Raw genomic sequence first — 22,648 nt, 5'->3', positions numbered from 1 at the left:
TTAAAGCTGGCCGGGCCAACGGCCTTGGCCGAGCAAATGTACGGCGGTTGTGATCCGGCGAAAGCTCGCTCGCGCACGATCAACGCTGTGGCGCGCACGAAGGTAACCATGAACAAGACCGGGTTCATTGTTCCAGAGCGCCTTTCCCCCGGCAGCGCTGATTTTGTTGCAATAGTCGCGGCCATCGTCGGATAGTGGGTCACATTCCGCCGAGATGGCGATCGTATCGGGCAATCCGTTGAAATCCTGATCATTCAAAGGTGCAAAGCGCGGATCGTTTGACCAATTAAAACCACCGCCGCGAATTTCAGCATAGTAGAGCGTATCGCGCGTCGTCAGCATTGGTGCTTGAGCATGGGTGAGATACGAGCCTTGATCTGTTTCACCACCCAGCCCGGGATAGATAAGAACCTGACCAACGGGAGCACGTTCGTGACGGCGCACATGGTGTGTGACCGCGGCGGCGAGATTTCCGCCAGCACTATCACCGCATAAAATGATCGGCAATTCGCAGGTGGATGCGACGTGTTCAAACGCCGCGAGGCAGTCAAGGAATGCTGCTGGATGCAAATGTTCAGGCGCTAAACGATAATCAACCGAGACGATACGAAAGCCGGTAGCATCGCAAAGCTCAGCACAGACATCATCATGGCTCTCAAGCCCACCCACGACAAATCCGCCACCATGGAAATAGAGGCATACAGCCTCTGGATCGCTATCAGACTTTTCGTAGACCCGGATCGGTATCCGCTGTTCTGCGGTATGAACGAATTTGTTAGTCGAGGAAACCGATCCTGGATATTGCGAAAAGAATGCCCGGCACATGGTGTTGTAGACTTCGCGTTGCCGGGCAACGGAATGATCCGTAGAATCTGGCGGATAAAAACTATTGGTCCGCTCAATGAAAGCCCAGGTCTGCTCGTCGATCAGGGCGGAGTAGTCAGTGGTCATTTTCCCTTCCAAACGGGCTCGCGTTTTTCGGCGAATGCCTTGAACCCTTCTTGCCCATCTTCCGAAGCATAAAGTGTGTCGACTGTACGGAATTTCCGCTTTGTGATCCAGTTCATGGCTTCCTGAAAGCCCATGCTTTCCGCTTCGCGCGCGACTTCCTTGATTGCAGCGAAAACCAATGGAGGTCCGCTTTCAAGCATGCGGGCAATTTCCCAAACGCGTGCCATGAGATTGTCTTTGGGCAGCACCTCGTTGACCAGCCCCCAACGATGGGCTTCAGCAACATCCATCCAGCGGCCAGTCAGGAGCAGGTCCATTGCAACATGGTAGGGAATGCGTTTTGGCAATTTTACAGTCGCGGCATCTGCCAGCGTACCAGCGCGTATTTCCGGCAGTGCAAAACTCGAATGATCGGAGGCATAAATCAGATCGCAGGAAAGGGCGAGTTCAAAACCACCGCCGACCGCCATGCCATTGACGGCAGCAATAACCGGCTTGTTAAGATCCAGTAATTCTTGCAGGCCGCCGAAGCCCCCAACACCGTAATCACCATCCACAGCATCGCCGCTGGCAGCTGCCTTCAAATCCCAGCCGGCGCAAAAGAACTTGTCGCCCTCGGTTTGTACGATTGCCACACGTAGCTCCGGATCATCGCGGAACTTTTTGAATGTTTCGCCCAGCAGTCTGCTGGTTGTCAGATCAATGGCATTGGCCTTTGGCCGATCAAGCGTAACTTCGAGAATGCCTCCCTCGCGCCGCGTTCTGACAACATCATTCATGAAAGTTCTCCCTTTGTAACCAGCAGCGCATCGGCGATCCAGGCACCTTGTGCCACGCCACAGATCAGCAGCGGATTAATATCGAGTTCAACAATTTTTCCTGCATTTTTGACCGCAAATGTAGCGATCCCCATAATAGCGTCCAAAGCCGCATCCAGATCAGCCTTCGGTCTATTGCGGAAGCCATCAAGCAAGGGGAACATACGCAGTGAACGCAAAGCGGTTTCAATATCGCTGCGGCTTGATGGCAGAAGCAGCGTTACCGTGTCTTGCAGCAATTCTACCATGACCCCGCCAGTACCCAGCGTCATAACAGGGCCGAACTGCGGATCGTCGATAATGCCGACAATGAGTTCTGCCACTGTACCTGTTACCATGCGCTCGACATAAATGCCGGAACCAAGATCAATCAGGTCGTCCGCCGCTGCTTTGACTGCATCTGCATTCTTTAGATTCAGCCTGACGGCATTTTGCTCTGACTTGTGGGAAATGCCGAGCGCCTTGAGGGCGACCGGATAGGCCAGTTTATTGGCGACGTCTACGGCTTCAGCAGACGTCGTACAGCGTTGACCTTCAGGAACCGGCAAGCCTGCGGCTTTCAAAATGGTTTTAGCTTGAGCTTCATCAGGTGCTGCCGTGTTGCCAAAGTTTTTACCGGGAGTAGCCACCGGCAGAGCAATTTCTGTGACCCAAGCCTTGCCGATGAACGCTGCCGCCTCAGCAGCGTCAAAAGCTTCGACAATTCCGCAAAGTGGGGCGATGCCTTTGGCGATGAGCTGCGCCATATATTCTTCCGGAATGTTTTCAGGCAATGAGGCCACGATAGCGCCCTTAGCATTGTTCGTGCGCAATGCATTCTCAAAGCCGCGAACAGTGGACCACCAATCAACGTCCGAGCACCGGTCCTTGCGCGGAAAATCGAGGACAAGACAGCTCAAAGAAAACCCGCCCGCGACCATCGTCGTAAATGTTTCAGTCAGTGCTGGTTCATTATTCCAGATAAAAGTGTGGTAATCGAGCGGATTGGCCACCGCAACGAGAGGTCCGAGCGTCGACTTCACTTTGGCGCGATGTTCCGGCGTCAAAGCAGGGAAGTGAACCAGGCGGCCTTCAGCACTGTCAGCCATAACAGAGGCTTCACCGCCCGAACAACTCATTGAACAGAGCGTGTTTCCATCAAGTGGTCCATGCACGTGCAACAATTTGAGCGTCTCGAGGAACGATGCGATTGAATTGACACGAGCAATGCCCAGCCTTTTCAGAAATGCATCGGAAGCAGCATCCGAACCAGCCAGCGAAGCCGTATGGGAAACTGTCGCAGCTCGTGCTTGTTCTGAGCGTCCAACTTTCATCGCAACGATCGGCTTGCCGAGTTCACGGGCGCGCTTTGCCAGTAGTTCAAATTTGGATGCCGATTGAAAAGCCTCAATATGCAGACCGAGCGCTGTGACGCGTTCATCCTCAAGCAGGGCAATCGCCATGTCAGGCAAGCCGGTCTGAGCCTGGTTGCCCGCCGTCATGACGTGAGCAATCGGCAGTCCGCGGGTCTGCATCGTCATATTGATGGCGATGTTGGACGACTGCGTGATGATGGCTACGCCCCGTTCGTCCGGCTCCAGCCGTCTGCCGCCATGTTGATCGGGCCAAAGCAGAGCGCCATCACAATAATTGATAAGCCCATAGCAATTAGGCCCGATGATCGGCATTTCACCCGCCGCCTCGATCAGTTCTTCCTGAAGTCTTGCGCCGTCGGCGTCATCCGCGCCTGCTTCGAGGAAACCCGATGCATAGCAGACTGCCACGCCCGTTCCGATCGCGCGCAGTTCACGCACAATATCGAGCGTTAGAAGGCGATTAACTCCGATAAATGCGGCGTCAGGACCTGCCGGTAAGTCGGCAACCGAGCGGTAAACTTTCAACCCGCATATTTCATCATGTTTGGGATGCACCGGCCATATCTCACCGGAAAAACCCATTTTTTGCGATTGCTTTATGACTTCGGCAGCTTGAAGGCCGCCGAAGACAGCAATGGTCTTGGGCCGAAGCAGGCGATCCAGTTTATGCGCCATCAAATACTCCGTTACGCGCCATGCGGACGGAGCAGGGCGCGCGATATGATATGCCGCTGAATCTCGGACGTGCCTTCCCAGATGCGCTCGACCCGGGCGTCGCGCCAAATTCGCTCCAGCGGCAGATCATCCATCAACCCCATTCCGCCATGAATCTGGATCGCTTCATCGGCAACGAAAGCCAGCATTTCAGTGGCTTTGAGCTTGGCCATTGCCATATCCTGATCCGTAACGGTGCCTTGATCGAATTTCCAGCCGGCTTCAAACGTGAGCAGATCCGCCGCTTTTAATTCAGTTGCCATATCAGCCAATTTGAACGACACACCCTGAAACTTGCCGATCTGCTGGCCGAACTGCTGACGTTGGGCAGCATATTCAATGGCATGATCCAGCGCGCGCTCAGCACGGCCCAAGCAGGTGGCCGCAACTTGCAAACGGGTAGCGCCCAGCCAGGTATTGGCAACTTCGAAGCCTTTGTGTACTTCACCCAGAATAGCATCTTGCGGCAAGCGGCAATCATCGAACTCGATAATCGCATTGCTATATCCACGGTGCGAAACATTGCGGTAGCCTTCGCGGATGGTCATGCCCGGATGACCTTTATCGACAAAGAATGCCGTGATTTTCTTTTTCTTGCCGCGCGGCGTGTCTTCCTCGCCTGAAGCCACGAAAAGAATAACGAAATCGGCCTCAAGCGCGTGGCTTATGAAGTGTTTCGTGCCATTCACCACCCAATCGCCATTATTCTCGACGGCAGATGCTTTCATGCCGCGCAAATCGGAACCAGCGCCGGGCTCTGTCATGGCCAGACAATCGGATTTCTCGCCCCGAATACATGGATAGAGATATTTCTCTTTTTGTGCGTCAGTTCCCGCGAGCAATATATTCGACGGACGTCCGACACAGGTCCAGTGCAGGGCATAGTTTGCGCGGCCGAGTTCTTTTTCATAGAGCAGCCAGGTAACAGTATCGAGACCAGCACCGCCAACTGATTCCGGCATGTTGGCCGCATAAAGGCCTGCTTCAATGGCCTTTTGCTTCAACTCGTCCGCGAGTTCTTTTCGCAGGATGCCAGTGCGTTCGACTTCTGCCTCATGCGGATAAAGCTCATTCTCGACAAAAGCCCGCGTCGTATCAACGATCAGGCGTTGTTCTTCCGAAAGACCAAAATCCATTGTTTCAGCCTTTCTTCTTTTTGGGCTTACTCGTCACGGCCTTTGCTGCTGCCTTGGACAGAGCGGGTTTTTGTGCCAGTTTTGAAAGGCGCTTCGTATAGTCCTTATAGAGCGCACCAGCACCCCACCCTTTGCCCTTATTCTGCTTGGAAAGAGCATCCATGATGGCCACGAGATTGTCGTCACGTATGCGTTCGAGTTCACGAATGGAAAGTCCGTGAGCCTGTTCGTCAGATTGGTTGGCAATCTTGTCGACCAGTTCTTCGGTCAGTTCCGGCACATCCATGAGCTTGGTCCATGGCCATGACAGGCACGGACCGAACTGGGCAATGAAATGACGCATCCCGGCTTCGCCGCCAGCAACGCGGTAGACCTGGAACATACCCATTTGCGCCCAGCGAATGCCGAAAGAATAGCGCATGATGTCGTCAAGTTCTTCAACGGTCGTGATGTCATCCTTGATGAGCCAGAGAGCCTCGCGCCAAACAGCTTCAAGCAGACGATCACCGACAAAAGCTTCAATTTCCTTGCGAATGACCACTGGTTTCATGCCGATAGACGCGTAAAGTTCCCGTGCTTTTTCGACGGCTTCCGGAGATGTCAGTTTGCCTCCGACAATTTCTACCAGTGGTAAAAGATAGACCGGATTATAGGGGTGGCCGACGACCAGCCTCTCCGGGTGTTTCATGGCCGTCTGCATGTCTGACGGAAGAATACCGGACGTCGAAGACCCGATGATCGCGGTCACATCGGCATATTTGTCTATCTCTGCCAGCACTTTGTGTTTCAGATCGAGACGTTCGGGAACGCTTTCCTGGATGAAATTTGCACCAGCAACGGCTTCCTCAATCGACTTGGCAAAAGTCAACTTGCCTTCTTTAGGCAGCCCATCCGGCAACATCGTCTTATAGGCGCGACGCGAATTCTTCATCACCTCGCTGACTTTGCGTTCTGCTTCCGGATCGGGATCGAATATTGAAACATCAATTCCGTTGAGAAGTAGGCGGGCTACCCAGCCAGCACCAATAACTCCGCCACCGACAGCGGCTGCCTTGCGAATGCTTGCCATGATTTTACCAGCCCTTTGTCAATTTCATGCGTTCACGAACTTCTTGAGGACCGAGAATACGGGCTCCCATGCCTTCGGCAACTTTTACGGCTCGTTCTACCAATGGGCCGTTTGTCGCCAGCACGCCTTTATCGAGCCAGATATTATCTTCCAGACCGACACGGATATTTCCGCCCGCAAGCATCGCCATTGCCGCATAGGGCATTTGGTTGCGACCAATAGAAAATGCGGAAAAGGTCCAGTTGGAGGGCAGGTTGTTGGTCAGGGCAAGCAATGTACCAATATCGTCTGGCGCACCCCAAGGAATACCCATGCAGAGTTGAACCATAACAGGATCATCGAGCAGACCCTGATCATAGAGCCATTTGGCGAGAAGGAGGTGACCCGTGTCGAAGATTTCGACTTCAGGGCGAACGCCCAGCGCCTGAATCTGTGCTGCCATTGCTTTCAGCATGGCTGGCGTATTGGTCATGACATAGTCGCCTTCACCAAAATTCATGGTGCCACAGTCGAGCGTGCAGATTTCGGGGCGAAGTTTAGCCACATGTTCCAAACGCTCCGTCGCGCCGGCCATGTCCGTTCCATCTGCGGAAGGCGGCATAGGCTGCTCGACACTGCCGAGCGTCAGATCCCCGCCCATGCCTGCGGTCAAATTGAGCACCATGTCCACGCCAGAGGCCTTTATGTGCTCAACGACTTCCGTGTAGAGAGTTATATCGCGTGAACCCTTACCAGTTTTCGGGTCGCGTACGTGAATATGAGCAATCGCAGCACCCGCATTGGCAGCGGCAATACACTCATCAGCAATCTGGCGGGGAGTTACCGGCACCTTGTCCGAACGGCCTGTCGTGTCGCCAGCGCCAGTAACGGCGCAAGTGATAAATACTTCGCGATTGGGGGTAAGTCCCATTTGTCTGCTCCCATTATTTATTGACCTGATCATGCCCCCATTGCCAAGGAATGCTTTGCGATATACGAATTGAAATTGATGAATAACGAAATATCTCCACTGTTTTTGCCCAATACCGAGCCGTTAAATGTAACGGTTCTCGTATTCAGTGGCGCTTCCCTGATGTGTGTTGCCTCGACGATTGACCCCATGCGAGCAGCGAACCGGGTTTCAGGCGCATCATTGTTCAAATGGCAAGTCGTTTCCCTTGACGGTAAACCCACCATGACGACCTGTGGCTTGCCTATCGCTGTTTCCGGTCAGTTTAATGCATCGGAAAAGGGCGATATGCTGCTGGTCGTCGGGGGCTTTGGCACCGCGGACATTGCACGCACGACATTCACTGCAAATTTGCGGCGGGCAGTACACAATTATCAAATGATCGGCGGCATCGAGGCAGGTTCATGGTTGCTCGGACGTGCCGGACTATTGACCGGGCGTCGCGCAACCACCCATTGGGAAGATATGGAGGAGTTTACCGCAGAGTTTCCTGATGCGGACATCAGACCGGATCGCTATGTCATTGATGGCCCGGTTTTCACGAGCGGCGGCGCATCGCCGACTTTCGATCTCATGCTGCATTTGATCCGCTCGCGCTACGGCATGTCGGTCGCGCTCGATGTTGCAAGCGTGTTCATCTATGACGAGGCCCATGCGTCCAATGATGCACAGCCTTTGGTCTCACTCGGAAGACTGGACAATGTGCATCCAAAGCTAGCGGTCGCTATCCGATTGATGGAAGGTCATATCGAGCAGCCGCTGACGGTTGGAGCAATCGCCAAACGATGCGGACTTAGTGCCCGAAGCCTTGAGAAGATATTTGCAAAAGCTGTCGGGGAAGGGCCGGGGCGGTACTATCTGCGCTTGCGCTTGAAAGTCGCGCGCCGACTAATCACCGATACCAAGTCGCCGCTTGCCGATATTGCTGCACGAACGGGATTTTCCTCTGCCGCAGCGTTCACCCGCACATTTCGGAGTTTTGAGGGCAAGCCGCCAAGTGCTTTCCGGCCTGTTCAATGAGAGTCGCTTTTGACAAAGCGATGAATTGCCCATCCATGCTTCAAGCTAAAACATCAATTTCCAGAGTCAGGAGCACTCGATGCTAATCAATCATCAGTCCGGAGAATTATACAGGTCAGCACCGATCTCCATGGAAAAGGAGTGGATTGACTATAATGGCCATCTGAACATGGCTTATTACAATGTAGTGTTTGATCGTGGTGGCGATGAGTTTCTGGCCGAGCTGGGCTTTGGGCCCCAATATGCCGCCGCACGCAGGCTTACGATATACACGGCGGAAGTGCATATTTGCTACGTTCAGGAAATTCATCTCGACCATCTCGTCACGGTTACAAGCCAACTCATTGATTTCGATGGCAAGCGCCTTCATACCTATAATGAGATTGTTCATGTGGACGGATGGCTGGCGGCGACCGCGGAAGTACTGTCATTGCATGTTGACATGAATGGTCCGAAAGTCGTGCCGTTTCCGGACGATGTGTTGCCAAAGCTTGAATTTTACAAAGAGGCACACGAGAAATTGCCAAGGCCTGAGCGCGTAGGCCGGGCAATAGGCATCAAGAGGAAGTGACACGGCTGAATTGATCGGCCAGCCAGTTCTCGAACTTTTTTATGCGTGCTTCGCCAACGCGCTCTTTGCGGCAGATCATATACCAGGCACCGGGCTGTGGCACCTTCAACGAGAACGGGGCGACCAGCCTGCCAGCCTTGATATCTTCCTGGACCAGAAAGTCAGGGGCAACGACAACTCCCTGACCATCGAGCGCCGATTGTAACGCCGCAAGATAGGTGTCGAACTTCAAAGTATCAGTTCTTGCCGTGTCGGTGATACCAGCAGCATCGAGCCAGGTGCCCCAGTCCTCCGGCGCAGTGTAAAGTGCCAGGCGGGGTACTTTTCCAAGAGCTTTGGCATCGGTATCCCCGGTAATGCGCTCAGCAACTGCCGGACTGCATACGGGTCGCATTTGGGCTTTTACCAATTGGCGATAATGCAGATTCATGCGCTCCGGACGTGTGGTATGGATAATGCCAATATCAGAGCTATCGATGTTCAATTCCCAATCCAGTTGGCTTGTACCGATGCGGATGGCAAGATTTGGATTGATCTTCCGAAAGTCAGTCAAGCGCGGAATGAGCCAGCGAATGGCGAAGGTCGCATAGGTCTCGATGGCAAGATCGTCTGCAGTGCCGATGCGGTTTATAAGTGCCGTGCCGCGCGCAATCTTTTCGAATGCGTCGCGCATATAGGGATAATAAAGCGTTCCGGCATCTGTGAGCGAAACGCCGCGTGGCAGCCGCTCAAACAGCTTGACGCCAAGGATCGTTTCAAGCTCTGCAATGCGGTGGCTTATCGCAGACTGCGTCACCCCAAGTTCATCACCTGCAAGCCGAAAGCTCAAAAGCCGCGCTGATGCCTCAAAGGCTCGGAGTGAACCCAGTGGCGGTATTCTTGGCTTGGACATCATAGGTGAGAACTTTCACATTGAGATGGGTGAGAATAATTCATGTCTTTATGAGTAACCATCGCTTGTATGCTGCGCAATGCGGAATCATTCTAAACTGAGACGCGCACTTTGAGAAAACAAGCGTCCGGGAACAATGCTTTCGGAGAATAAAATGGGTGCAGAACAGGCATTTGCAGAAATTGCGCCGCCTCTGGAGAAGATTGATCGGCTAATCGCGGAACATAGAGCGGGTCATGGTCTCGTTCGGGCCTTCTACATGGACCCGGATATCTATGCGCGGGATATGGAACGTGTGTTCCGCCGCCATTGGCATTGTATCGGGCATGCCAGCATTATCCCGAATGCCGGTGATTTTGAGCTGTTCAAGATTGATACGGAAGCTGTCATTGTTTCGCGCACGGAAGACGGTTCCATCCACGCATTTCTGAATGTCTGCCGCCATAGAGGCGCAGAGGTTTGCACAAAATCCAAGGGCAATGCGCGCTTTTTCGTCTGTCCCTATCATGCCTGGACCTATACGAATGATGGCAGCCTACGAGCTGCACGGCTTATGCCGAGAGATTTTGACCGTGATGCGCATGGATTGAAAAAATTGCATGTGCGTGTTGCTGAAGGTTTGATTTTCATCTGCTTTGCCGACGAACCTCTAGATTTTTCAGTTGTAGAGCAGTCACTGCGCACGACTTGTGGGCAATATGGCTGGGCGGATGCCAAAGTAGCACATCGGGAAACCTATCCAGTTGATGCCAACTGGAAGCTGGCCGTTGAAAATTACGTCGAATGCTATCATTGCGGTCCGGCTCATCCGGAATATTCGCAAACCCATGCGCTGGAGCAGCCCGCAGAGAAAATCGTAGAGCTTAATGCGCGTATGGAGCAGCGCACCTGCGCACTCGGTATAGATATTGCTACGGGAGATCATTGGCAAAGTTCAGCGCAGGGATATGAGGCAATCCACACTTTCCGCTATGCGCTTTATGACGGCGTTTCGAGCGGCAGCGAGGATGGATCGCCAGTTGGTCCGCTAATGGGCCGCTTCACCCAATTTGATGGCGGGGTAACATCCATCCACCTTGGAGGCACGAGCTTTCTGGTCTGCTATCCAGACCATGGCATGATCTATCGCTTCATTCCGAAAACAGTCGATACGTGTGAAATGGAGTTGATCTGGCTGGTGCGAGGCGATGCCGAAGAAGGCAAGGATTACGATCTCGAAAAGCTTACCTGGTTGTGGAAAGTAACCACCGCCGAAGACAAGACGATTATCGAGCATACCTCGCGGGGTGTTCGTTCGCATTACTTTGTGCCGGGGCCAATCGCACCAATGGAATATAACGAGTTGCGGTACATCCAGTGGTACCTCGATGAAATCGCACGGGCCTGAAACAGCATGATAATGCGGGAGACTATGTATGTCTGATTTTCCAACATCGGCGCGCGTCGTCATCATAGGCGGCGGGGCGGTCGGTGTTTCTTCGCTTTATCACCTCGCAAAAGCAGGCTGGACGGATTGTGTGCTGCTTGAGAAAAACGAGCTGACATCAGGTTCCACTTGGCATGCGGCGGGCAACGTACCCACATTTTCGGCTTCGTGGTCCGTAATGAATATGCAGCGTTATTCAGCCGAGCTTTATCGGGGGCTCGCTGCCGAAGTTGACTACCCAATGAATTATCATGTCACCGGTTCGTTGCGCCTTGCTCATACCAAGGAGCGCATGCGCGAGTTTCAGCGCGTCAAGAGCATGGGCCGATATCAAGGAATGGATATTGATGTGCTGGGCGTTGACGAAATCAATGGCCGCTATCCATTCATTGCGACGCATGAGCTGGCCGGTGCGCTTTATGATCCCAATGATGGAGATATTGACCCGGCACAGCTCACGCAGGCTTTGGCAAAAGGCGCGCGTGATTTGGGCGCCAAGATTATTCGGTTCTGTCCCGTTACAGGCGCGCGGCGCGAAAATGAAGAGTGGATCATTACAACCCCGCAAGGCGAAATTCGCTGCGAATATGTAGTCAATGCAGCTGGCTATCGCGCGCAAGAAATTGGAAAATTGTTTGGGCGCGATGTCCCTATGATGGTGATGAGCCATCAATATTTGCTCTTTGATGAAATTCCGGAAATTGCAGCATGGTCTAGGGAGCATGGCCAAAAGCTACCGCTTCTCCGCGATGTCGATTCCTCTTATTACCTTCGACAAGAAAAGAACGGTATGAATCTTGGGCCTTATGAGCGCAATTGCCGTGCGCATTGGGCAACAGCAGACGATCCAATGCCGGACGATTTCTCTTTCCAGCTTTTCCCGGATGATCTTGAGCGATTGGAGTGGTATCTCAACGATGCAATCGCGCGTGTTCCCATCCTCGGGACTGCCGGATTGTCGAAAATCATTAATGGTCCCATTCCTTATGCTCCAGACGGCAATCCGCTGATCGGACCTATGCCCGGTGTTCCCAATGCGTTTGAGGCATGTGTATTTACATTCGGCATTGCACAGGCCGGAGGAGCAGGAAAAGTGCTCGCAGAATGGGTGATGGAGGGCGCGACCGAGTGGGATATGTGGTCCTGCGATCCACGCCGCTTTACCGGCTTTACGGATAAGGACTACTGCGTTGCCAAGGGCATGGAAGTCTACGGGCACGAATATGCCATTCATTTCCCCCGTCATACTTGGCCAGCAGGGCGCAATAAAAAGCTTTCGCCAATCCATGATCGTATTGCAGGATTGGGCGCGCAGTTCGGCGCATATAATGGTTGGGAACGGGCAAACTGGTATGCGCAACCCAGCGACGATATTTCCGAAGAGGCGACACAGACTTTTACGCGGGAAGGGCCATGGCAAAAGCGCATCCGCGAAGAATGCCACGCGGTTCGCGATGCGGTCGGCATTCTCGATCTGCCGGGATTCTCGCGTTTTAAAGTGAGCGGTGAGGGTGCGCGCGCCTGGTTGACGACACTCGTCACAGGGATTGTGCCAAAGCCGGGCCGTATTGGACTCGGATATTTCTCGGATGACAAGGGCCGCGTTGTCACCGAAATGTCCATCATGGCCATTGATGAGGATGTATTCTTTCTCATTACTGCGGGTGTTGCTGAGTGGCATGACCGCGATTGGTTGATGAATCATCTTCCAAAAGATAGCGCCATTACGATCAGCAATGTTACAGATGATTTTTCCTGTCAGATCGTCACGGGGCCAAAAGCACGCGCATTGTTCAGTGATATTTGCGATGCGGACCTTGAGAAATCCTGGCTTTCACATCAGACGACACAGATCGCCGGGCGCTATTGCCAATTGGTGCGCGTGTCTTTTGCCGGTGAACTTGGCTGGGAAATCCATACGAAAATTGATGATACTGCGGCGATTTTCGACGCGGTTTGGGAAGCCGGCCAGAAATACGGGATCAAGCCATTCGGCATGTTTGCACTTGATTCATTGCGCCTGGAAAAAGGTTATCGCGCTTGGAAGGGTGATCTATCGACCGACTATACGCCCCTGCAAAGTGGTCTTGAGCGCTTTATCAAATGGGAGAAGCCAGAATTTCTCGGCAAGAGCGCGCTTGAAAGTGAAAAGCAGCAGGGAGTGAAGAAACGCTTTGTTACACTCACGGTGGAAGCCGGAGATTGTGACGCGCCCTATATGTCCACGCTCTGGCATAATGGATCAATCGTGGGTGAAACCACGTCCGGTGGCTGGGGCCATCGCATTGATAAATCCATTGCCCTCGGCATGTTGAAAACTGAATTGACTGAACCTGGAACCGAAGTCGAAGTGGAAATCTTTGGCGAACGATACAAAGCAATGGTCCATCCGGACGAACCTCTCTGGGACCCAAAGAACGAAAGAATCCGCGCATGAGTTCTCTACCGGCCAAGGCCCGGGCCGTTATCATCGGCGGCGGTATTTCCGGCTGCTCTGTTGCATATCATCTGGCAAAGCTGGGGTGGACGGATATCGTCCTTCTCGAACGCAAACAACTGACTTCCGGCACGACATGGCATGCTGCCGGGTTGATCGGGCAGCTTCGTGCTTCGCAAAACATGACGCGTCTGGCGAAATATTCCGCCGACCTCTACGTCAAGCTCGAGGCTGAAACGGAAGTTGCCACCGGTATGCGACAGGTCGGATCAATTACAGTCGCATTGACCGAAGAGCGCAAGCACGAAATATATCGGCAGGCGTCACTGGCGCGAGCATTTGATGTGGACGTTAGGGAAATATCTCCTAATGAAGTCAAGGAGATGTATCCGCATCTTAATATCGCGGATGTAGTTGGCGCTGTGCATCTGCCGCTGGATGGACAATGTGATCCTGGCAATATCGCCATGGCCTTGGCGAAAGGTGCGCGTCAGCGCGGCGCGAAGATTGTTGAGAATGTGAAGGTCACCGAGGTACTCAAAAAGAATGGCCGGGTTGCGGGTGTGTCTTGGGCCAAGGGCGAGGAACAGGGAACAATCGAAACAGATGTTGTGATCAATTGCGCGGGAATGTGGGCGCGTGATTTGGCTGCCAGTTCCGGCGTCACTGTGCCATTGCATGCCTGCGAGCATTTCTATCTGGTGTCCGAGCCGATTGAGGGATTGGGGCGGTTGCCTGTACTTCGTGTCCCGGACGAATGCGCCTATTACAAAGAAGACGCCGGCAAGATGATGCTTGGCGCGTTCGAGCCCGTTGCCAAGCCATGGGGCATGAACGGCATTTCTGAAGATTTCTGCTTTGACCAGTTGCCGGAAGACTTTGAGCATTTCGAGCCAATTCTGGAAATGGGTGTCAATCGCATGCCCATGCTCGGCACGGCTGGCATTCACACCTTCTTCAACGGTCCTGAGAGCTTCACGCCGGATGACCGATATTATCTTGGCGAAGCGCCGGAATTCGGCGGTTACTGGGTTGCCGCGGGCTATAACTCTATCGGGATCGTGTCATCAGGCGGTGCTGGAATGGCGCTTGCGCAATGGATACATGATGGCGAAGCGCCATTCGATCTTTGGGAAGTCGATATTCGCCGCGCGCAACCATTCCAGAAAAACCGGCGCTATCTGAAAGAGCGCGTTTCTGAAACGCTTGGGCTGCTCTACGCCGATCATTTCCCATATCGCCAGATGGCAACATCGCGCAATATTCGTCGCTCGCCCATTCATGAACACCTCAAGGTGCGTGGCGCCGTTTTTGGCGAAGTTGCAGGTTGGGAGCGGGCAAACTGGTTTGCCCGAGAAGGCCAGGAACGCGAGTATCGCTATTCGTGGAAGCGGCAAAACTGGTTTGATAATCAACGCGACGAGCATTTGGCCGTACGCAACGGCGTCGGTCTGTTCGATATGACGTCATTCGGTAAAATCCGCATCGAGGGCCGCGATGCGCTTGCATTTCTACAAAAGCTTTGTGCCAACCAGCTTGATGTGGAAGCCGGTCGCATCGTCTACACGCAAATGCTCAATAATCGCGGAGGGATTGAAAGCGACCTGACAGTCACGCGGCTTTCCGAGACGTCATTTCTGGCCGTCGTGCCCGGGGCTACTTTGCAACGCGATCTGGCCTGGATGCGCAAACATCTCAAGGACGAGTTTGTTGTCATCACAGACGCAACCGCCGCAGAATCGGTGCTTTGCCTCATGGGGCCAAAATCGCGTGAGCTGATCCAGAAAGTCAGCCCCAATGATTTTTCCAATGAAGCCAATCCATTCGGTACGGCGCGGGAAATCGAGATTGGCATGGGGCTGGCCCGCGCGCACCGCGTAACTTATGTCGGTGAACTTGGCTGGGAGCTTTATGTCTCGACCGATCAGACAGCGCATGTTTTCGAGCAGATCGAAGAGGCAGGACGAGAACTCGGTTTAAAGCTCTGTGGGCTGCATACGCTTGATTCTTGCCGTATCGAGAAAGCCTTCAGGCATTTCGGCCACGACATCACCGATGAAGATCACATTCTGGAAGCGGGATTGGGCTTTGCGGTAAAGGTCGACAAGGGAAGCTTCATCGGTCGTGATGCCGTGTTGAAGAAGAAGGAGGCCGGCCTTGACCGGCGGCTTGTGCAGTTTCGCCTCAGCGATCCAGAACCATTGCTTTTTCACAATGAGGCAATCATACGCGACGGCGCGATAGTCGGGACGATTACATCGGGCAATTATGGGCATCATCTCGGCGGAGCAGTCGGCCTCGGCTACGTCCCTGCAAAGGGTGAGACTGCCGATCAAATATTGGCTTCCTCATACGAAATCGAAATTGCCGGAACGCGCGTCAAGGCGGAGGCTTCGTTGAAGCCGATCTATGATCCGAAGGCAGAACGGGTGCGAATGTAAATTAACGAATGGGGGCAGTTTCGCGTTTGGAAAAGTTTAATTCGAGACATTTGTTAGTCGTCTGAAAACCCAGCAAAACGGGCATAATTCAGCCCGTTGCACTGCAGTTTGCCTTACTGGTTAAAGCTAATTTTTCATGAATTCAGATGATTTTAACCAAATGCGTTCAGGAGCCGTTCATCTTTTTAAGTTAAGTTTTAGCTAATTGATCGCTATCCGGCTTTGTCCGGCAAGCATGAGCATGAACCAAGGCACACGACAATGACCATGATTTTCCAGCTGCGCGATACGCTTCGTATCGTCCGTGAATTTGTTGTTCCAAGCTATCGGCCAGAGCGCCATTATATGCGTGGTCCTGGACCCGCTTGCGCACAACGCAATCACGGATCCAGCGTTCAGGCGTGATGATATACTCTCGCATCAAGCGGAGCCTCATCACGGGCACGCAATCCATAGTCGCGCATAACGGACGCGATCCTCAGCCGATAATCAGCAAAGATTCCGGCTCTGCCATCACTTTGGGCCATTCGATGTTCTTCGGTGTTGCGCCAAGCCGCAACTGACTCCTCGTCGCGCCAGAATGACAGTGACAGATAGCGGTTTTCATCCGATAGGCTGCGAAACCGTTCCACGGAAATAAATCCATCCATTGTTTCGAGTATTGGCCGCAGATTTGCGGCCCGCTCAAAATAGTCTTTGCCGCGTCCCTCTGCTGGCTCGACTTCGAAAATCACCGCTATCATTTGACTAATCCTCCATTCGTACCGGTCACAAGACGCAGAAAGGTTCGATCCTCGCGGCGAATAAAGCGTTTTTCCCTTGCGAATTCATAATTTGCTCGCCCAACCGGATCGGCCATAAGCCGGGAACGATATTCTTCATATGCGGCGAGATTTTCAATATTATATACCCCATAGGCCAGCGTAGATGACCCTTCATGTGGTGCGTAATAGCCGATCAGGTCGGCTCCGCAGCGAGGAATCGCTTCATTCCAATTGCGGGCATATTCCTCAAATGCATCTTTCTGAAACGGGTCTATCTCATATTGGATGAAACAGGTGATAGGCATTTTCGTTGCTCCTTTGTGACTGTCTTCACTATGAGTGAGCAGAACTATTGATGCTTCGAGGATGATCGAAGTGTTGCAGCCTTTTGAACCTGTCAGGAGACTTTGCGATGCGTCTTGATAGTTCGACCATTTCCGAAGCAACATGGCCTTGCTTCGCTCAATGTCTCACAAGTGACAACACGGAACCGCACCATGCCCAACAATGCACGATTTGCAGAAATAGCAGCCCTTGCCGGAGATCCGGGGCGCGCCAGCATGCTTACCGGCCTTATGGACGGGCGTGCGTTGACCGCATCTGAATTAGCGCAGTTGGCCGGGATTACAGCGCAGACTGCAAGCAGTCATTTGATGCGCATGACGGAAGCGGGCCTGTTACAGGTCGAAAAACAGGGCCGTCACCGCTATCATCGCCTTGCTTCCCCGGCAGTGGCGCAGATGATTGAAAGCATCATGCGACTGGCCGCACCTGCCGCATGCGGCAAGTCGGTCAGAACCGGGCCTCGTGATGCAGCATTGCGGGCAGGGCGCACATGCTACGACCACCTGGCGGGACATCTTGGCGTGTCCATTGCAGATACGTTGATCGATGCCGGTCATATTGATCTTGGAATCGATGCAGGCGAGGTGACATTGAGCGGAATCAAGCTGTTTGAAAGCGCGGGAATAAATGTTGAAACGATTACGGCAAAGAGCAGCCGTATTCTTTGCAGGCCATGCCTGGATTGGAGCGAGCGCAGGCCCCATCTCGCAGGCGCTATTGGTGCCGCTTTATGCAGCCACTGTTTCGATCAAGGTTGGATCAGGCGCATAGAAGGCACGCGTGCTGTCTCGATAACCCCCAATGGGCAGCGACAGCTACGCGCGACCTTTGGCGTTAACCTCGCCTAGACATGCCTTGTGATACCGCCATCGACGCGAATGTTTTGGCCGGTGATATAACCTGCATCGTCTGAAAGCAGGAAAGCTGCGGTTTTTGCGATTTCATTCATTGTGCCGACCCGTTTCATCGGCACATTGTCTCCGGTGCCGGGCTTGTGATCTAAACTATCGATAAAGCCGGGTAAAAGCGCATTCATACGGATGTTATTTGCGCCATAACGATCAGCATAAAGCTTGGTATATGCGCCGACAGCAGCCCGATACGCGCAGGACACAGGGAATACCAAGCTTGGTTCAAATGCTGCAAAGGTGGTAATATTCACCCAGGCACCTTTGCCTTGCTTGAGCATATAAGGCGTTACAAGCCGCGCCATGCGAACAACGCTCAGAACCATCAGATCATTGCCAGCGGCCCACTTTTCATCGGTTATGTCGATCAAATCGCCCTTCGGCGGATGGCCGGTGTGGTTGACGACCGCATCCACACGTCCATAGGCCTCGACGGTTTTATTCACGAGTTGCTCCAGATCGCTCGCCTCGCCAGCCGAACCCTTGATACCGATGCCCCCAAGCTCGGCAGCCAGTTCAACAGCGCTGCCCGATGGCGACATCAAGCCAAGCCTGTAGCCGCGATCGTGCAATTCCCGAGCTATGGCGGCGCCCATGCCGCGCCCTCCGCCAGTTATGATTGCGACGGGAGCTTGTGTTTTATCGGTCATCGTATCTGCCTTGATTTATTGAACTGGCAGAGCATGTTCGATCAATGCCATTGAAGCAAATGAATTTCAGGCCATACTTCGCTCAAATATATTGAACGATTGACAGGACAGGCCAAGGGAATTCGTTGGCGTTTTTTCGCCTAAATCAATTGTATATTCGCTGCCATATTCAACGGGGACTGATTCCATGATTAAGAAATTTGCCATCGCCTGTCTTGCGGCGACGTTTCTGGCAGGCTGTACAACGACTGACCCCTATACGGGCGAGCAGAAAATGTCGAACACCGCGGGCGGTGCTTTGATTGGTACGGCGGCTGGTGCTCTTGCCGGTCTGGCAGTTGGTGGCAGTGGACGGGCGCAGCGCAATGCCGTGCTGATCGGTGCTGGTCTTGGTGCTCTCGGTGGAGGTGCTATCGGCAATTACATGGATCGACAGGAATCGGAGTTGCGCGCGCAGCTGCAAGGTACCGGCGTATCCGTTACCCGGAATGGCGATCGCATCATTCTCAATATGCCGTCCGCCATCACCTTCAATATTGATCGCGACCAGGTAAAACCCGAGTTTTTCTCAACATTGGCGTCGGTTGCCGTTGTCTTGCGCAAGTTTGACCGGACCATTGTCGACGTTGCGGGTCACACGGACTCAACCGGCAGTATGGAACACAATCAGTTGCTCTCGGAGCGCCGCGCGCTTTCTGTTGCCAATTATCTGACGCAGCAGGGCATCGACAATCGCCGTTTCGACGTTCGTGGCTATGGCCCGACAGAGCCGGTCGCCAGCAATGCCAGCGAGTCCGGCCGCGCGCAAAACCGCCGCGTCGAGATTCAGATTTCGCCGCTTACCGAGTAGAGAGCGCCACCGCGATTTTTGCGGCGAGACGAGCATTATTTTCTACAAGGGCGATGTTTGCCACAAGACTCTCGCCCTTGGTTATCGTCAGTATTTCCGACAACAGGAATGGCGTTACGGCTTTACCGGTAATGCCATTTCTTGTTGCGCGGGAAAGTGCTTCGCTTATGTAGCCGGCCATGATTTCTGCAGGAATTTCGCTTGCCTGAGGAATGGGATTGGCAATCAACATGCCGCCGACAACGCCAATGGCTTCACGTGCTTTTTGAAAATCAGCAATGTTTTCGGCAGTATCAAGGCGCAGAGGCGCTTTGAGCGGAGATTGCCGCGACCAGAATGCCGGCATTGTATCTGAACCATAGACGACTACCGGCACGCCTTTTGTTTCAAGCACTTCGAGCGTTTTCTCAATGTCCAGAATTGCCTTCGCGCCTGCCGACACGACGATAACGGGCGTGCGGCCAAGCTCTTCCAGATCCGCAGATATGTCAAAGCTGGTTTCTGCACCCTTGTGGACACCCCCGATACCTCCGGTGGCAAAAACCTTGATACCAGCAAGATGAGCGGCGAGCATTGTAGCTGCAACGGTTGTTCCCCCGGTGCGGCCTTCGGACAGCGCAAATGCCAAATCGGCTCGGGAGAGTTTCATCGCTCCCTTCACTTGCGCAAGTGCTTCGCGCTCTTCAATGGAAAGACCAATTTTCAATCTCCCATCGACGATAGCGATTGTAGCGGGAACAGCACCTTCCTGCGTGATGATGGCCTCCACATCGGCTGCCATGCGGCTATTGTCTGGATAGGGCATACCATGCGTAATTATTGTGCTTTCAAGGGCAACTACAGGCTTTCCTGCCGCGAGAGCGTTTTCCACATCACTGGAGATGTCCGTGTATTGGTTCAGGTTCATTGTCATTATCGCTTCCTTATGCGAGCGGATTTGCGGCGGGGATGCACGCAAGCGCTTGGTCGAATTCGTGTTGTGAAAATTTGGGGCTGGCTGAGTGAACCTGTAGCGTCAGCAAGGATGCGGCCATTCCTTCGCGGCACGCCTGCTCAAATGGCTCGCCGCGCATGAGTGCAGCAATGGTGCCTCCTGCTACTGCATCACCGGCGCCCGTTACATCTGCAATACCGGGAACCTCCGGCGGCTGGATCGTAAAGACGTCATCGCTGTTAAAGGCGAGCGCGGCGTTACCTCCATTGGTTATAATTGCGCTACGAAGCCCCTGATCGCGTAAAGCGGCATGAATTTGAGTAAGTGAGGCATCTTGCTCCAGGTCCGAAAGGGCCAAAGCCTCGCGCCGGTTCATGAAAAGGCAAGCAAGCTCGGAAAAGACAGGGCGCAAGCGGATAGACTTTGCAGGGGAAATCGCCAAGGCGAAGATTGGCAGACTGCCGGACAGCTCGGCAAGGCGCTTTAACCCTTCCGGCGGCAGGTTGGCATCGCAGAATATCGCATTGGCGGATGAGATGGCATCGCGCACCTTGCGCCGGCGCAATTGCTTTGGCAGCGCAAGTTCGTAAAGCGCCATATCGGCGATCGCAGCAACCACGTCGCCGTTTTCATCGAGGATAGCCGTATAGCTTGGCGTGGGCCGATCCATAAACACGGCAGAACTGTCCTTTATGCCTGCCAATTCCATTGCCAATGCCACCGCATCTCCGGCAGGATCCGCACCCCGCACCGAAAGAATATCAGCTGAAATGCCGCGCTGCACCGCTAGCCTGAGGGCGTTGAAAACACCGCCGCCGGCTTCTTCGCGCATAATTCCGGGATTGGAGGCTCCAGGAACAAAAGGTACTGTGCTTTGGCCCCGCCGGTCGAGATGAGCACCGCCGACAGCAAAGAGCAGCGGTTTAATATATGTGGCCATGGTTGAAAACTTGCCTGGATAAAACTGAAGGTTGCGACGTTGATCGCGTTCCTCTTTCTCTAGACCGCAGAATCGCCCGACGCAACAATGAGAGCGATTCGACCACATCGAGCGATCTTAACCCCGGTGCTTGGTAAAACAGGTCAAAACAAAATGTGGACGGCAGTGGCAGTCATGACAAGAACATTATCAGAACAAAATTGATTTCTATATTAATTTCAGCCACATAGCGCTATTGCAAAATAAGAACAAAACAGATACAAATAAGTTCACAAACAGGAACATCCGGACTTCATGCATATCACAGGGGTAGTGTAACATGGCTCAGAATTCTTTGCGGTTGGTTGAGGGTAATTCGGTGGATAAAACTAAAGCGCTTGATGCGGCATTGTCGCAGATTGAAAGATCCTTTGGTAAGGGGTCGATTATGCGGCTGGGGCGCAACGAGCAGGTCGTTGAGATTGAAACTGTGCCTACCGGTTCATTGTCGCTCGACATTGCGCTCGGTGTTGGCGGTCTTCCCAAGGGACGTATTGTAGAAATTTATGGACCGGAAAGTTCTGGTAAGACGACGCTCGCACTGCATACAATTGCAGAAGCGCAGAAGAAGGGCGGGATTTGCGCTTTTGTCGATGCGGAACACGCGCTTGATCCAGTCTATGCACGCAAGCTCGGCGTTGATCTGGAGAATTTGCTGATCTCCCAGCCCGATACGGGGGAGCAGGCGCTTGAAATCACCGATACACTGGTTCGTTCTGGCGCAATCGATGTTTTGGTTATCGACTCTGTTGCTGCACTGACACCACGTGCCGAAATTGAAGGCGAAATGGGCGATAGCCTGCCAGGCTTGCAGGCTCGGTTGATGAGTCAGGCACTGCGCAAGCTGACAGCTTCGATTTCGCGTTCCAACTGCATGGTCATTTTCATCAACCAGATCCGCATGAAGATCGGCGTGATGTTTGGCTCGCCCGAAACAACGACTGGCGGCAATGCGCTTAAATTCTACGCTTCGGTTCGCCTTGATATTCGGCGCATCGGTTCGCTAAAAGAGCGTGATGAAGTCGTGGGCAATCAGACTCGTGTAAAAGTGGTCAAGAACAAGCTTGCTCCGCCCTTCAAGCAGGTTGAATTCGATATCATGTATGGTGAAGGTGTTTCGAAGACGGGTGAACTTGTTGATCTTGGTGTCAAGGCTGGCCTGGTCGAAAAGTCTGGATCCTGGTTCTCCTATAATTCGCAGCGCCTTGGTCAGGGCCGAGACAATGCCAAATTGTTCTTGAAGGAAAATCCCGATCTGGCCAATGAGATCGAACTTGCAATCCGCCAGAATGCAGGATTGATCTCCGAGCAGATGCTGGACAAGGGTCCGAATGATATTGAGGATGATGACAATTTGGATGCTGCTGAAGGCTAAGCCGATAAACAGCGTTAGTTGATAGTTGCAATAACCCGCACACCTTCACGGTTGCGGGTTTTTT

At 53.2% G+C, this 22,648-nt stretch carries 20 protein-coding genes; 8 read left to right on the top strand and 12 right to left on the bottom strand.

Translation table 11 applies throughout. The features are described 5' to 3' along the window. The 6 genes from AC6CHM_RS03865 to AC6CHM_RS03840 are packed head-to-tail and all read right to left on the bottom strand — an operon-like array spanning position 1 to position 6,953. Entirely contained in the window at positions 1 to 951 is a 951-nt protein-coding gene (locus AC6CHM_RS03865; RefSeq protein ID WP_498172051.1) for an alpha/beta hydrolase, read from the bottom strand. Next, positions 948 to 1,730, bottom strand: coding sequence for a carnitinyl-CoA dehydratase (locus AC6CHM_RS03860; RefSeq protein ID WP_115052963.1), 783 nt, complete (start codon positions 1,728 to 1,730; stop codon positions 948 to 950). The genes AC6CHM_RS03865 and AC6CHM_RS03860 overlap by 4 nt, the downstream gene beginning before the upstream one ends. Next, positions 1,727 to 3,799 (bottom strand): acetate--CoA ligase family protein, encoded by a 2,073-nt coding sequence (locus AC6CHM_RS03855; protein WP_498172050.1) that lies wholly within the window; start codon positions 3,797 to 3,799, stop codon positions 1,727 to 1,729. The genes AC6CHM_RS03860 and AC6CHM_RS03855 overlap by 4 nt, the downstream gene beginning before the upstream one ends. Before the next feature lie 11 nt (positions 3,800 to 3,810). After that, positions 3,811 to 4,974 (bottom strand): acyl-CoA dehydrogenase family protein, encoded by a 1,164-nt coding sequence (locus AC6CHM_RS03850; protein ID WP_307285325.1) that lies wholly within the window; start codon positions 4,972 to 4,974, stop codon positions 3,811 to 3,813. A gap of 4 nt (positions 4,975 to 4,978) precedes the next feature. Further along, positions 4,979 to 6,043 (bottom strand): carnitine 3-dehydrogenase, encoded by a 1,065-nt coding sequence (locus AC6CHM_RS03845; RefSeq protein WP_498172048.1) that lies wholly within the window; start codon positions 6,041 to 6,043, stop codon positions 4,979 to 4,981. Between the two features lie 4 nt (positions 6,044 to 6,047). Next, positions 6,048 to 6,953, bottom strand: a complete 906-nt coding sequence (locus tag AC6CHM_RS03840) for a beta-keto acid cleavage family enzyme (protein ID WP_115052967.1) — start codon at positions 6,951 to 6,953, stop codon at positions 6,048 to 6,050. A 78-nt stretch (positions 6,954 to 7,031) separates the two neighbouring features. Between AC6CHM_RS03840 and AC6CHM_RS03835 the strand changes: the two genes are divergently transcribed. Continuing rightward, positions 7,032 to 8,012, top strand: a complete 981-nt coding sequence (locus AC6CHM_RS03835) for a helix-turn-helix domain-containing protein (protein ID WP_115052968.1) — start codon at positions 7,032 to 7,034, stop codon at positions 8,010 to 8,012. A gap of 79 nt (positions 8,013 to 8,091) precedes the next feature. Beyond that, positions 8,092 to 8,583, top strand: a complete 492-nt coding sequence (locus AC6CHM_RS03830; RefSeq protein ID WP_337354703.1) for a thioesterase family protein — start codon at positions 8,092 to 8,094, stop codon at positions 8,581 to 8,583. Here the strand turns inward: AC6CHM_RS03830 and AC6CHM_RS03825 are convergent. Then, entirely contained in the window at positions 8,570 to 9,478 is a 909-nt protein-coding gene (locus tag AC6CHM_RS03825) for a LysR substrate-binding domain-containing protein (protein ID WP_498172046.1), read from the bottom strand. The two genes, AC6CHM_RS03830 and AC6CHM_RS03825, sit on opposite strands and share 14 nt — an antisense overlap. A 151-nt stretch (positions 9,479 to 9,629) precedes the next feature. On the opposite strand from AC6CHM_RS03825, the gene AC6CHM_RS03820 reads away from it, so the two are divergent. From AC6CHM_RS03820 to AC6CHM_RS03810, 3 genes are read left to right on the top strand one after another with little or no spacing between them, the layout of a single operon-like run. Next, the gene (locus tag AC6CHM_RS03820; protein ID WP_498172044.1) at positions 9,630 to 10,862 is read left to right on the top strand and encodes an aromatic ring-hydroxylating oxygenase subunit alpha; all 1,233 of its coding nucleotides are present in this window, start codon (positions 9,630 to 9,632) and stop codon (positions 10,860 to 10,862) included. 28 nt (positions 10,863 to 10,890) lie between these two features. Further along, positions 10,891 to 13,338 (top strand): GcvT family protein, encoded by a 2,448-nt coding sequence (locus tag AC6CHM_RS03815; protein ID WP_354343801.1) that lies wholly within the window; start codon positions 10,891 to 10,893, stop codon positions 13,336 to 13,338. Further along, positions 13,335 to 15,779 carry a GcvT family protein gene (locus AC6CHM_RS03810; RefSeq protein WP_498172043.1) on the top strand — a complete coding sequence of 815 codons (2,445 nt, stop codon included), beginning with the start codon at positions 13,335 to 13,337 and terminating at the stop codon, positions 15,777 to 15,779. Before AC6CHM_RS03815 ends, AC6CHM_RS03810 begins: the two co-directional genes overlap by 4 nt. Positions 15,780 to 16,174: 395 nt before the next feature. Here the strand turns inward: AC6CHM_RS03810 and AC6CHM_RS03805 are convergent, their stop codons facing one another. Continuing rightward, positions 16,175 to 16,522 (bottom strand): antibiotic biosynthesis monooxygenase family protein, encoded by a 348-nt coding sequence (locus tag AC6CHM_RS03805; protein ID WP_115052974.1) that lies wholly within the window; start codon positions 16,520 to 16,522, stop codon positions 16,175 to 16,177. Continuing rightward, a complete protein-coding gene (locus AC6CHM_RS03800) occupies positions 16,519 to 16,848 on the bottom strand; it encodes an NIPSNAP family protein (protein WP_307285298.1) in 330 nt (109 codons plus the stop codon). The genes AC6CHM_RS03805 and AC6CHM_RS03800 overlap by 4 nt, the downstream gene beginning before the upstream one ends. 192 nt (positions 16,849 to 17,040) lie before the next feature. On the opposite strand from AC6CHM_RS03800, the gene AC6CHM_RS03795 reads away from it, so the two are divergent. After that, a complete protein-coding gene (locus AC6CHM_RS03795) occupies positions 17,041 to 17,736 on the top strand; it encodes an ArsR/SmtB family transcription factor (RefSeq protein WP_498172041.1) in 696 nt (231 codons plus the stop codon). Here AC6CHM_RS03795 and AC6CHM_RS03790 read toward each other — a convergent pair. Continuing rightward, entirely contained in the window at positions 17,733 to 18,446 is a 714-nt protein-coding gene (locus AC6CHM_RS03790) for an SDR family oxidoreductase (protein ID WP_498172040.1), read from the bottom strand. The two genes, AC6CHM_RS03795 and AC6CHM_RS03790, sit on opposite strands and share 4 nt — an antisense overlap. A gap of 187 nt (positions 18,447 to 18,633) precedes the next feature. On the opposite strand from AC6CHM_RS03790, the gene AC6CHM_RS03785 reads away from it, so the two are divergent. Continuing rightward, positions 18,634 to 19,296 (top strand): YiaD family glycine zipper/OmpA-like lipoprotein, encoded by a 663-nt coding sequence (locus AC6CHM_RS03785; RefSeq protein WP_307285291.1) that lies wholly within the window; start codon positions 18,634 to 18,636, stop codon positions 19,294 to 19,296. On the opposite strand, the gene AC6CHM_RS03780 is transcribed toward AC6CHM_RS03785, so the two are convergent. Continuing rightward, on the bottom strand, positions 19,286 to 20,209 hold the full coding sequence (locus AC6CHM_RS03780) for a pseudouridine-5'-phosphate glycosidase (protein ID WP_498172038.1): 924 nt from the start codon (positions 20,207 to 20,209) through the stop codon (positions 19,286 to 19,288). The genes AC6CHM_RS03785 and AC6CHM_RS03780 overlap by 11 nt on opposite strands. A 10-nt stretch (positions 20,210 to 20,219) precedes the next feature. Continuing rightward, the gene (locus tag AC6CHM_RS03775) at positions 20,220 to 21,170 is read right to left on the bottom strand and encodes a carbohydrate kinase family protein (protein WP_498172037.1); all 951 of its coding nucleotides are present in this window, start codon (positions 21,168 to 21,170) and stop codon (positions 20,220 to 20,222) included. A 319-nt stretch (positions 21,171 to 21,489) separates the two neighbouring features. On the opposite strand from AC6CHM_RS03775, the gene recA reads away from it, so the two are divergent. After that, entirely contained in the window at positions 21,490 to 22,584 is a 1,095-nt protein-coding gene (gene recA / locus AC6CHM_RS03770; RefSeq protein ID WP_115052980.1) for a recombinase RecA, read from the top strand. Positions 22,585 to 22,648: the final 64 nt, after the last annotated feature.

The sequence above is a fragment of the Phyllobacterium sp. GQ127 genome (assembly GCF_059758635.1).
The sequence above is the reverse complement of the archived record's forward strand: the minus strand, read 5'-3'. Positions and strand labels throughout refer to the sequence as shown.

What these genes read in the sequence shown, in the direction of transcription:
- AC6CHM_RS03865 (WP_498172051.1), bottom strand. Translation starts at nt 951, where the DNA reads ATGACCACTGACTACTCCGCCCTGATCGACGAGCAGACCTGGGCTTTC.
- AC6CHM_RS03860 (WP_115052963.1), bottom strand. Translation starts at nt 1,730, where the DNA reads ATGAATGATGTTGTCAGAACGCGGCGCGAGGGAGGCATTCTCGAAGTT.
- AC6CHM_RS03855 (WP_498172050.1), bottom strand. Translation starts at nt 3,799, where the DNA reads ATGGCGCATAAACTGGATCGCCTGCTTCGGCCCAAGACCATTGCTGTC.
- AC6CHM_RS03850 (WP_307285325.1), bottom strand. Translation starts at nt 4,974, where the DNA reads ATGGATTTTGGTCTTTCGGAAGAACAACGCCTGATCGTTGATACGACG.
- AC6CHM_RS03845 (WP_498172048.1), bottom strand. Translation starts at nt 6,043, where the DNA reads ATGGCAAGCATTCGCAAGGCAGCCGCTGTCGGTGGCGGAGTTATTGGT.
- AC6CHM_RS03840 (WP_115052967.1), bottom strand. Translation starts at nt 6,953, where the DNA reads ATGGGACTTACCCCCAATCGCGAAGTATTTATCACTTGCGCCGTTACT.
- AC6CHM_RS03835 (WP_115052968.1), top strand. Translation starts at nt 7,032, where the DNA reads ATGAATAACGAAATATCTCCACTGTTTTTGCCCAATACCGAGCCGTTA.
- AC6CHM_RS03830 (WP_337354703.1), top strand. Translation starts at nt 8,092, where the DNA reads ATGCTAATCAATCATCAGTCCGGAGAATTATACAGGTCAGCACCGATC.
- AC6CHM_RS03825 (WP_498172046.1), bottom strand. Translation starts at nt 9,478, where the DNA reads ATGATGTCCAAGCCAAGAATACCGCCACTGGGTTCACTCCGAGCCTTT.
- AC6CHM_RS03820 (WP_498172044.1), top strand. Translation starts at nt 9,630, where the DNA reads ATGGGTGCAGAACAGGCATTTGCAGAAATTGCGCCGCCTCTGGAGAAG.
- AC6CHM_RS03815 (WP_354343801.1), top strand. Translation starts at nt 10,891, where the DNA reads ATGTCTGATTTTCCAACATCGGCGCGCGTCGTCATCATAGGCGGCGGG.
- AC6CHM_RS03810 (WP_498172043.1), top strand. Translation starts at nt 13,335, where the DNA reads ATGAGTTCTCTACCGGCCAAGGCCCGGGCCGTTATCATCGGCGGCGGT.
- AC6CHM_RS03805 (WP_115052974.1), bottom strand. Translation starts at nt 16,522, where the DNA reads ATGATAGCGGTGATTTTCGAAGTCGAGCCAGCAGAGGGACGCGGCAAA.
- AC6CHM_RS03800 (WP_307285298.1), bottom strand. Translation starts at nt 16,848, where the DNA reads ATGCCTATCACCTGTTTCATCCAATATGAGATAGACCCGTTTCAGAAA.
- AC6CHM_RS03795 (WP_498172041.1), top strand. Translation starts at nt 17,041, where the DNA reads ATGCCCAACAATGCACGATTTGCAGAAATAGCAGCCCTTGCCGGAGAT.
- AC6CHM_RS03790 (WP_498172040.1), bottom strand. Translation starts at nt 18,446, where the DNA reads ATGACCGATAAAACACAAGCTCCCGTCGCAATCATAACTGGCGGAGGG.
- AC6CHM_RS03785 (WP_307285291.1), top strand. Translation starts at nt 18,634, where the DNA reads ATGATTAAGAAATTTGCCATCGCCTGTCTTGCGGCGACGTTTCTGGCA.
- AC6CHM_RS03780 (WP_498172038.1), bottom strand. Translation starts at nt 20,209, where the DNA reads ATGACAATGAACCTGAACCAATACACGGACATCTCCAGTGATGTGGAA.
- AC6CHM_RS03775 (WP_498172037.1), bottom strand. Translation starts at nt 21,170, where the DNA reads ATGGCCACATATATTAAACCGCTGCTCTTTGCTGTCGGCGGTGCTCAT.
- recA (WP_115052980.1), top strand. Translation starts at nt 21,490, where the DNA reads ATGGCTCAGAATTCTTTGCGGTTGGTTGAGGGTAATTCGGTGGATAAA.